The sequence below is a fragment of the Mesorhizobium sp. M1227 genome (assembly GCF_040318315.1).
GTDB lineage: Bacteria > Pseudomonadota > Alphaproteobacteria > Rhizobiales > Rhizobiaceae > Mesorhizobium.
In genome coordinates this window covers 42,195-49,760 of the sequence record NZ_JAMYLZ010000042.1, presented here as the reverse complement: position 1 = coordinate 49,760, position 7,566 = coordinate 42,195, and the positions used below count along the sequence as shown (strand labels likewise).

At 59.7% G+C, this 7,566-nt stretch carries 7 protein-coding genes and 3 pseudogenes; 6 read left to right on the top strand and 4 right to left on the bottom strand.

Going from position 1 to position 7,566, the window contains the following annotated elements; genetic code table 11:
• Window positions 1–225 precede the first annotated feature (225 nt).
• The gene (locus NKH28_RS30005; RefSeq protein WP_352541859.1) at window positions 226–525 is read right to left on the bottom strand and encodes a DUF1236 domain-containing protein; all 300 of its coding nucleotides are present in this window, start codon (window positions 523–525) and stop codon (window positions 226–228) included.
• A gap of 202 nt (window positions 526–727) precedes the next feature.
• Here NKH28_RS30005 and NKH28_RS30000 point away from each other — a divergent pair, with 202 nt between their 5' ends.
• Complete coding sequence (locus NKH28_RS30000) at window positions 728–1,627, top strand: DUF1236 domain-containing protein (RefSeq protein ID WP_352981044.1); 900 nt, start codon at window positions 728–730, stop codon at window positions 1,625–1,627.
• 105 nt (window positions 1,628–1,732) lie between these two features.
• Here NKH28_RS30000 and NKH28_RS29995 read toward each other — a convergent pair whose 3' ends face one another.
• Entirely contained in the window at window positions 1,733–1,975 is a 243-nt protein-coding gene (locus tag NKH28_RS29995) for a polymerase (RefSeq protein ID WP_352981043.1), read from the bottom strand.
• 188 nt (window positions 1,976–2,163) lie between these two features.
• On the bottom strand, window positions 2,164–2,487 hold the full coding sequence (locus NKH28_RS29990; RefSeq protein ID WP_352541855.1) for a DUF4142 domain-containing protein: 324 nt from the start codon (window positions 2,485–2,487) through the stop codon (window positions 2,164–2,166).
• Here NKH28_RS29990 and NKH28_RS34560 point away from each other — a divergent pair.
• Window positions 2,436–2,643 (top strand): annotated as a pseudogene (locus NKH28_RS34560) (hypothetical protein); the annotation flags it as partial. The gene NKH28_RS29990 and the pseudogene NKH28_RS34560 sit on opposite strands and share 52 nt — an antisense overlap.
• 70 nt (window positions 2,644–2,713) lie before the next feature.
• Window positions 2,714–3,135 (top strand): annotated as a pseudogene (locus NKH28_RS29985) (exopolysaccharide biosynthesis protein).
• A gap of 472 nt (window positions 3,136–3,607) precedes the next feature.
• On the opposite strand, the gene NKH28_RS29980 reads toward NKH28_RS29985, so the two are convergent.
• Window positions 3,608–4,075 carry a hypothetical protein gene (locus NKH28_RS29980; RefSeq protein WP_352474337.1) on the bottom strand — a complete coding sequence of 156 codons (468 nt, stop codon included), beginning with the start codon at window positions 4,073–4,075 and terminating at the stop codon, window positions 3,608–3,610.
• A gap of 358 nt (window positions 4,076–4,433) precedes the next feature.
• On the opposite strand from NKH28_RS29980, the gene NKH28_RS29975 reads away from it, so the two are divergent.
• The 3 genes and pseudogenes from NKH28_RS29975 to NKH28_RS29965 form a co-directional block, all read left to right on the top strand.
• Window positions 4,434–4,775, top strand: coding sequence for a hypothetical protein (locus NKH28_RS29975; protein WP_352981042.1), 342 nt, complete (start codon window positions 4,434–4,436; stop codon window positions 4,773–4,775).
• Between the two features lie 695 nt (window positions 4,776–5,470).
• Window positions 5,471–5,863, top strand: a complete 393-nt coding sequence (locus NKH28_RS29970) for a hypothetical protein (RefSeq protein WP_502898893.1) — start codon at window positions 5,471–5,473, stop codon at window positions 5,861–5,863.
• A gap of 587 nt (window positions 5,864–6,450) precedes the next feature.
• Window positions 6,451–7,148, top strand: a pseudogene (locus tag NKH28_RS29965) (ArdC family protein); the annotation flags it as partial.
• Window positions 7,149–7,566 lie beyond the last annotated feature (418 nt).

Here is a 7,566-nt window from a genome sequence, read left to right as displayed (position 1 = left end):
GATATTGAAATATTGAAAGCGCCACAAAATCCGCTAATCTCAACTGCGGTCGCCTTTGCTTGCCACGGGGTGACCACCTAGCCTAACCCCGCTCCGGCCAAAGCGTCCCCCGCCCTCGCCCCAACGCCGGAGCGGGGCTTTGGTTACCCTGGGCCCCACGGTGTCGGTGCGGTACTTCATTGTCGCTCAACGTCGCCGCATGTCCCTTCAAAGCGACGCGCTTGTTCACTCGATGACCTTCACGATCCTGCGTGTGCCTGGATCGACCAGGACGGTCTGGTTGTCGACGACGACGTAGCGGTATTTGACGTTGGGGACTTCATGAAGCTCGACGGTATCGGGCAGGGTCGAGCCGACATTGAGCTCCACGCCGGGGAGCTGGACGGACGCCAGAGGCTGCTTTTTCACATACTCGCGTACGATCGTCTCCTGCTGCGGTTCGATGACCACATCCTGGGCGGCAGCGGCGCCAATACCCGCAAGCAGCAAAAACCCAGCCGCGGCTGTGGAAAGATGCATTCTCATGATTGTCTCCTTTCCTCGTGAGCCACCTCTGCGCTGCGCTGCGTCATGCCGTTCGCAGCGGGGTGACTAGGCCGGTAACGCTATCGGGTGGAGCTAGTTCCGCCGATCGGATCGCTTGCCGTTTCGCTCCATTAGTTTGGAACAAACTTTTTTAGCCGCAGTTTTGCGGGGTGAAGGGAAGCATTTTCCAAGGAGATCTCTCATGAAAGGCGTTCTGATCACCAGCATGTTAGCAATCAGCGTCAGCTGCGGGGCCGCACTTGCCCAGACGCAGCAGTCGACCGACGACCAGTCCGGCGCCAATTGTGCAGCCGGCACTGCCAATTGCCAGAACGGCGCCAAGATGGGCGAGCAGGCTCAGGGCAAGGCCGCCACCACCACTGATCAACAGGCGCAGGGCAAACCGAAGCTGAAGACCGGCGAGCAGGCACAGGGCAATGCTGGCGCTACGACTGACCAGCAAGCCCAAGGCAAACCGAAACTGAAGACCGATCAGCAAGCTCAAGGCAAGGCTGGCGCCACCACTGACCAGCAGGCCACGGGCAACACGAAGATGAAGACCGAGGAGCAAGCCCAGGGCAAGGCTGGAACCACCACCACCGAGCAGGCTCAGGGCAGCTCCAAGATAAAGCCCAATCAGCAGGCTCAGGGCAAGGCTGGAACCACCACAACCACCGAGCAGGCTCAGGGCAAGGCTGGCGCCACGACTGAACAACAGGCCACGGGCAGCACCAAGATGAAGACCGACGAGCAGGCTCAGGGCAAGGCCGGGACCACGACCACCGAGCAGACCCAAGGCAATGCCTCGACGCAGACGCAGGACCAGAGTTCGACCGCTTCCATCAGCAATGTGACCGTTGAGCAGAAGACAGAGATCACTCAGGTCATCAAGGAAACGAACGTCCAACCCGTTTCCAATGTCGATTTCGACATCTCCGTCGGCGTCGAGGTTCCGCGAAAGAAGGTCCGGCTGCATCGTCTGCCGGCGCGCATCGTCAAGATCGTTCCGGCTTATGAAAATTACGAGTATTTCGTGCTCGCTGACGGCCGGATCGTCATCGTCGACCCGAATACCTACAAGATCGTGATTATCCTGACCTAGTCGTGGCCAGACGGTCTACCGTGGGTTGATTCACCAAAAAAGCCCGCCGCGCAGCTCGGGCGGCGGGCTTTTCCGTACCCAGCTCCAGCGTCTGCAAATCGCAAATCAAGGTCCGTCCTCGGGGCGAGGAGTGAGCATGGTCTGATCGACGGTGTCGGGCAGGCAGGGACTGGGCAGGCAGCTTGTTCGGACTGACGCGGTGGTCATGGCATCGATATCCGTGACCAGCACCATTCTCGCGTAGTGCCGCGGCCACAGCGGCTCTCCAAACAGGACGAAGACGCCGCCAATCATCAGCGTCACCAACAAGAGTGCCGTTGCGTTTGCAAATATCTCGCCGTAGCGCATGGTAACCTGTCCTGGCCGGAAATCGATTCAGCCTGTGACAGCGGCAATCGGGACGGTGCCGAAACCCAGCTCTACTGCCCTTGGCGCCTCGCGAATGCCGCCTCCCGTTGGATCCTCTCGGGAATAAGCCAGGTGAATAACGGCACTCTCGGTACTTTGTTCCCGGGTCCCGACGACAGCCGCTCCCTTCATGCCGGACGTTTCCGTTTGCGAAGCCGCTGGCGGTCGTCGCCATTGATGCGCGGCAGCGAGATCCTTGACGTGACGTTCGTGCATCTGCAGCACTGGCAGCGTCTTTTTGGCAACTCCTTCATTTCAGCCGGATCGTCGCCGGAATTTGCGTAAGCGGAAAACAGCGCCACCGCTTCCTTATGCGCCTGGGTCTGCATGTCGATATATTTCGATTGGAAGCTGTCACCACTGGCCTCCTTGAGTTGGTCGGAGAGCGCGCGAAGCTTCCGTGGAGATCGTTCGCCAGTCTCAGAACTGCCTGACGTCTCAGGACCCGCCACTCATCGAGCGCGCCGCCGGCGACTACGGCTGGGCGGCGGTCCACCGCCATCAATATAGCGATTGGCCGTACCGCGCCGGCGGAGCTTCTGGATAGCCAGGACCCGCAATGCGCAGCCCTTGTCCGGGCTCTGAACAGAGCCGGCGAGGATGCGTGAGGACCGGCTGCGTGGGTGAGATGTCCGAGCCATCCCAGCGTTGACGCCGATCCCGGGGCCGTTCGGCACGGTGTTCGGCAGCGGGCTCGCGCTGGTCCCGCTCCAGATCGTCGCGGGCAGCCGGAGGGTCTGGTTGCCCGCCATCATCAGAGAGCGCCAGTTTTCGCCTGTGGCGTTCGGTCTTATGGTCCGTCATTCGGTGCCGATGATCAGCCGGGTGGAGAAAGTGGTGCGCACCGGTCGGCTGCAGATCCTGACGGGCCCGACGGTGCAGACCCGCTCGGCGTTCCGATCTTCCTGCTCGCTGTCGTTATCGCCCTGCTGATTCCCTTCGGCAATATCCTGCCGGTGCTCTCACTGGTAGTCTTGGCCGTCGCATTGATGGAATGCGACGGTCTCTTAACCCTGATTGGACTGCTGCTCGCCTCGACGTCGTTTGTCGCGACTGCGGCTCTGCTTGTTGTTGTGGCATCAGCGGTCCCGACGACCTAAGCGCGGGATTGCGAGATCACGGGCGCGTCGTCAGGCATTGAGTCCGAGACCCGCCGCTCACTGACGGCCCAGGCCTGCTCTTCGACATTTTCATCTGCCTCAAGTCTGCGCCGCAACTCCCTTATCACGGGGTGCACTGGAGGTGCGAACCAAAGGATTGCTATGGAATTTAGAGAAGGACTTCCTCTGCGACCAGCTTCCGGTCGGGAGCTGGTAAACTTTTTGACCATCGGCCCTAAACAGAGGACCGTAACATCCCCATCTCCTCGGCTGCGCCGCGGTCGCGGTGAGGGATAGGCGCCCAGCCTGGCTCGGTTTCGCCGTTGCGGAGCCACGGAAACGGCAGATTCCCTCACGTTGGCGGTGCGGCGGTGGAACGGGGCGACCGAGAACCGCTGTTGCCGTTAAATCTCAGTCTTCGCTGCAGGCCAACGCGATCAACGTCCACACATATTTCTGAAAGTCTCAGGCTTTAGCAGCCTTCCGCCCGTAGCGATCGCACCATTCGCACGACGACGGGATCGTAGGCGATTTTTTCGGATCTGCTGTAGTTCATTATAAAGAGCGCCGCACCGTCATTGCAGACGGCAATGACGCGTACGTAGCGGATTTGCCCGTCCCTGATACCGGAATAACTGGCCCACGTCGGCTTAACGCGCCGATAGGTCACTTTCCAGCCCGCCTTTTCATCCTCGACAATTCGATGCTCTATTTCGGCGCGGAAACTGGCCTTTCCGAGCCTTGCGCCCCAAACAGCAAGAAAGGCCTCGTTTTTGCCCTGAAAAGCTGCTCCCTGGTCGGAACGCTGAGTTAAAACAAAGCCGGGGGGCGCATCGAATACAAAGCCAAACTGCTTGATGCCGAAGGGCTGCCACTCTTGCGCATAAAGAAGCGTGGTGGAAAATAACAACGAGACGAAGCTAAGCAGCAAGCGGAACATGGCGCTTAATTAGGGTCGAGTAATATACCGTCCATACCCTGCCGGAGTTTTTTGCCAAGCCGACCTAGCATCGGCAAGCTGGCTTAGTCGCAGACGCCGGCGGCGCCGCTCGACACGGCTGCTTAACCCGACTTGGCTCCAAACTCGTACTCGGGCGATCACCTTGGCCCGATGAGGCGCCGTTAGTGAGCTGCCGCTGGCCAGCGCCGCCGCACGCAATCGATGGCAAGATTTTGTGGCCGCAGTTGGTCGGCAATCCAAGGCTTACGAATCCTCGCGTCCAATCCCTGTGCAGATTCCCACTGGAACCAATGCGACCGGGTCCGGTTAACAATCGAAGGGGCCCCTCGGATCTTGAATGATGGTCGATCTTTTGAACATCGAGCTGCCTAAAGCCAGGCAGCGCGTGAAACGAGCGGAGCTGTCTCTCCAGCGTGCGACCGAAATGCTGGACAAAGACTGCGGCGTCGGCATTAACATCGCGCTGTGCGACAGGATTAGGTCTGCACAACGCCGACTGGCCGAGGCCAGAGAACGTCTGGTCAAGATAGATTCCACCTGCACGGACTGCGGTCTGACGCTGAACATCCGGCCGCTTGGCGGAGCATCGCAACAGCCGCAAATTTCCGCGCGATGCGCGATCAGGGCCACTGGTATTCCAGAGCTTCCATGCGTCTACAAACCGACGGTTGGAGCGTAAAGGACGAACTCGGCACCGAAATGTCAGGTCGTCCCCCGGTCGCTACCGGCAGCAACAAGGTGGTACCGGAAGTTGTTGCCGATGCGTCGTCGAAATAGCGACCCTGGCGGATGCGGCCCGGAACGCGGCAGAGGTCTCCGGCGGAACGCTGTCAAACTCGGTATGCCTTGGCGCTGGCTACAAACCAGACCGAGAGGATTCTTCTTTCCGGATCAGACCCCGTTTTGCGTATGGAGGTGGAGGGCATGACGGCAACTCGGGTCGAGACGGTCAACGAGCGGAGAGGCAGTCGCGTTCCTTGTCTCCGTCCCTCAGCAATCGGCGCAAACGCCGAACATGGAGCTGGCGCTCCTGCGAGGAAGCGGAAAGAGATCGGAGGGTCGTCTGAGGATGCTGCAGCCGCCCACGCGCCCGCTCAAGGCTTAGTTTCTTCCTGGGGAGGAGCTTGTGGGTCAGGACAATCAGGGACGACGGAGTGGTACGCTTCGTTGTGGCAGAACGACCGCTTGATCGCAGCCACCTGGAACAGCGTCAAAATCGCAATCATCACCAATATCATCTGTCTCGTGCTTGGTTCGGTCTCACCTTGATTGTCGCCGCGCACGCCGCGGCGCGTTGGAGGATGTCATTGGGATTCCTGTGTGAAAAGATCCGGGTAGGATTGCCGATTGGGCCTGTGCGCCCATAGTCACGGCATGAAGGCGGAGTATGTTGAACTGGTTTTGTTGGAGCAATCACTTGCCAATACAGGCGGTATGAATCGGGCGTTTTCCGACCGAGTGGATGACATCGCGGAGAAAACTGGCGGATCTGTCTTGTTCGACGTTCGCGTGGACGGCGATTCTCGCATTCAGAGGATGGCGGCGATTGGGTACGGCGCAAACGACACCGTGGTAGCAATCATGATGGATAAAAACGGACAACTTACATCCGCGCCGGTGGACGCAGACAACGACTTTCTGGTGGCCGAACTAACCGTGTGGAGTTCGCTGCCGATGGCCGAGCAGGCCTCTGCCAACTACCACGGCGCGGCAGAGAGCTTGCTTGCGAAGCTTCGCAAATCGGGCCGTTTCGACCGGTCTACCTGATCTTTCTCAAAGTCGGATGGCGGTGGCGTGATGGCGAGACACACGGTAGCGGGTCGTGTGGGTCATGTCCCACGAGTCTGAATGTCCCACGAGTCTGAACCAAAAAGAATGTTTGATATCAAGCTCTTTACCGCGTCGGTGGCCCGCAAGGGCGAATTGGGACCTACAAGTTCAGCAATGATGGGCAAATTGTCCGCGTCGGTCTGAACGGGTCGACGGCACATGGACGATGCCGTCCGAATCGGTGACATAGCGCTCGCAGCGAGCCCGGATTGACCAGTTCGAGGTACGCGGGCTGATACGAGGCATCGATCACCCGCTGCAGGGTCAGATCGCTAGCGAGCGTCGCGCCGTACACGGTGGAGGCCAAGCCCGTGGCTGTGCCAAGCCCCCGTGGGCACGCTGGGGAAGCATGCCGTAGGGGCCGTCAATATAGGCGCTGCCGCGTGGCGCGCCGCTGCGATCGTGCCTGCTGGCAGGTATAGCTGCCTGCCGTCGCATAGGCCGTGGAGCCTGCATCGTCACCGTATCCAGCCATGCCGATCCTCACTTTGCAACATTCAGGTTCCGCCCACGTTGAGTTCGGCTCAGGCTGCGAGGAAAACACCTGGATGACCTACCGGCAGGCGCAGGACTTCGGTGGTCAAGCCCGTAAGGGCGAAAAAGGCACCCTCGTCGTCAAATATGGCACGTTCACGCCGAAGCATCACGACGATGACGAAGACCGCGCGATTCCATATCTGAAGGGCTACACCGTCTTCAATATTGAGCAGATCGAGAACATACCGGATCGCTTCTTCAGCCCCGCCGAGGAGCTCTCGGCAATCCGGCTCCGCACATCGAGGCCCTCGAGAGCTTCGTCCAGAACATCGGCGCAAGCGTCAGCTACGGTGGTGCCAAAGCTTGCTACCGGCCCAGCATCAACGACATCCTCATGCCTGACCGCGGGCGTTTCGACAGCGAGGTTCACCTTTACTCGACTTTGCTAGACGAGGTTTCGCATTGGTCCGGCGCAAAGCATCGCCTGGACCGCGATCTGACGGGCAGGTTCGGCAGTGAAGGCTACGCCGTGGAGGAGCTTGTTGCGGAGCTCGCGGCATCGTTCCTGTGTGCCGACCTGGGCGTGGCGCATGATCCACGCGACAACACAGCCGCCTATCTGGCGAGCCGGCTCGCCGTCCTTAAGAGTGACAAGAGAGCCATCATCACGGCCGCTGCGAAGGCGCAGGCCGCTGCCGAGTATCTCACAATGCTGCAGCCGGCCGTCGGACTGGAAGCCGCGTAATGAGATGGGGTGTCCGGAGGCCGGCGGTGGACTTCGGCGCCATCATAGCAATCGATCCTTCATCGTTCCACCTGGCGCCATTTGGTTGTCCGCGGACAACCGCTGCTCTGTCTGAGGTGTTCTCCTGCATTCCCTGTGAGTTGTCCGCGGACAACTAAGCTCGAAACGGCATCAGGGTTAAGCATTTGTAAATTCGTAACGAAAAGGGTCTTATTGTAACTGCGCAGTTTATCGCATCTTAGCGCTAATTGCGCAGTTCGAGGGCCAAGGATGTTGCAGCCAAAATTGGCGGCGGCCCTGAGCGCGTTTGAGGCTGGTGCACGGCATTTGCCGGCGGCGTTTCCTCCAAAACAACTCCATACTCGGCGATCACGCATCCTCTGGGACCACGAGCAAATCCCTTGAGCCTGACTGAACC

Coding starts and splice junctions, on each gene's coding strand:
- NKH28_RS30005 (WP_352541859.1), bottom strand. CDS start 525: ATGAGAATGCATCTTTCCACAGCCGCGGCTGGGTTTTTGCTGCTTGCG.
- NKH28_RS30000 (WP_352981044.1), top strand. CDS start 728: ATGAAAGGCGTTCTGATCACCAGCATGTTAGCAATCAGCGTCAGCTGC.
- NKH28_RS29995 (WP_352981043.1), bottom strand. CDS start 1,975: ATGCGCTACGGCGAGATATTTGCAAACGCAACGGCACTCTTGTTGGTG.
- NKH28_RS29980 (WP_352474337.1), bottom strand. CDS start 4,075: ATGTTCCGCTTGCTGCTTAGCTTCGTCTCGTTGTTATTTTCCACCACG.
- NKH28_RS29975 (WP_352981042.1), top strand. CDS start 4,434: ATGATGGTCGATCTTTTGAACATCGAGCTGCCTAAAGCCAGGCAGCGC.
- NKH28_RS29970 (WP_502898893.1), top strand. CDS start 5,471: ATGAAGGCGGAGTATGTTGAACTGGTTTTGTTGGAGCAATCACTTGCC.